The following is a 1,010-nucleotide window of genomic DNA, read 5'->3' on the forward strand; positions in this document are numbered from 1 at the left end:
GTTCAGGGAGTCTGACATCAAGAGCGCGGTAGCCTTTTTTAATATTTCATTCTCCATTTCAATGCGTTGTAGCTTTTTCCTCAGCTTACGTATTTCGATTTGTTCTGGTGTTATCGGAGAGGCTTTTGGTGTTTTGCCCTGACGCTCATCACGCAGTTGTTTGACCCATCTTGTCATTGTGGAAAGGCCAACATCCATAGCTTTGGCGGCATCTGCCACCGTGTATTTCTGGTCAACAACCAGTTGAGCGGATTCGCGTTTAAACTCTGCGCTAAAATTTCTTTTTTTCATTGGAGCACCTGTGTTGTTCTGAGGTGAGCATATCACCTCTGTTCAGGTGGCCAAATTCAGTGTGCCACTTCAATGGAAGTAGAAACCCCGATGATGCAGGTAATTCCAGGTGGGGCATCTGCTCGCCCGTTTATTACCCATCATAATGCTCTGGATTTAGATATGTATCTGCGTATCGCGCCAGAGCTGTATCTGAAACGTCTGGTTGTAGGCGGTTTTGAACGGGTATTCGAAATCAACCGTAACTTCCGTAATGAAGGTATTTCTGTTCGCCATAATCCTGAGTTCACAATGATGGAACTCTGAGGTAGCCTGAGTGAACCGCCCCGGGTTTCCTGGAGAGTGTTTTATCTGTGAACTCAGGCTGCCAGATCATCGTTTCCGATGGAAGCATAATAAGCTTTTTCTGCTTCTGCCGGAGGAGTATGGCCCAGCCTTTCCAGCAATCGTCGATTGTTATACCAGTCCACCCACGTGAGTGTGGCCAGTTCCACTTCTGCACGGTTTTTCCAGCTCTTACGGTGTATTACCTCCGCTTTGTAAAGACCATTGATGCTCTCCGCCATCGCGTTGTCATACGAGTCGCCTGTACTTCCTGTTGATGCCAGTAATCCGGCTTCCTTAAGCCGCTGTGTGTAGGCCAGCGATACATACTGAGAACCTTTATCACTGTGATGGACCGTGCCGGACGGTCGACGGGCCCATAACGCCTGCTCCAG

The 1,010-nt window shown here is 48.4% G+C and carries 1 protein-coding gene and 2 pseudogenes; 1 reads left to right on the plus strand and 2 read right to left on the minus strand.

All coding sequences use genetic code 11. The annotated features are described in order from the left end of the window. Window positions 1–291 (minus strand): annotated as a pseudogene (locus tag BFF42_RS18530) (transposase); the annotation flags it as partial. A gap of 72 nt (window positions 292–363) precedes the next feature. On the opposite strand from BFF42_RS18530, the pseudogene BFF42_RS18535 reads away from it, so the two are divergent. Further along, window positions 364–594 (plus strand): annotated as a pseudogene (locus BFF42_RS18535) (amino acid--tRNA ligase-related protein); the annotation flags it as partial. A 56-nt stretch (window positions 595–650) separates the two neighbouring features. Here BFF42_RS18535 and BFF42_RS18540 read toward each other — a convergent pair. Continuing rightward, the coding region (locus BFF42_RS18540; protein WP_001463889.1) for an integrase core domain-containing protein at window positions 651–1,010 on the minus strand (360 nt) is incomplete at its 5' end.

Source organism: Shigella sp. FC1661, from assembly GCF_001712525.1.
In the GTDB taxonomy this organism is placed as follows: domain Bacteria; phylum Pseudomonadota; class Gammaproteobacteria; order Enterobacterales; family Enterobacteriaceae; genus Escherichia; species Escherichia coli.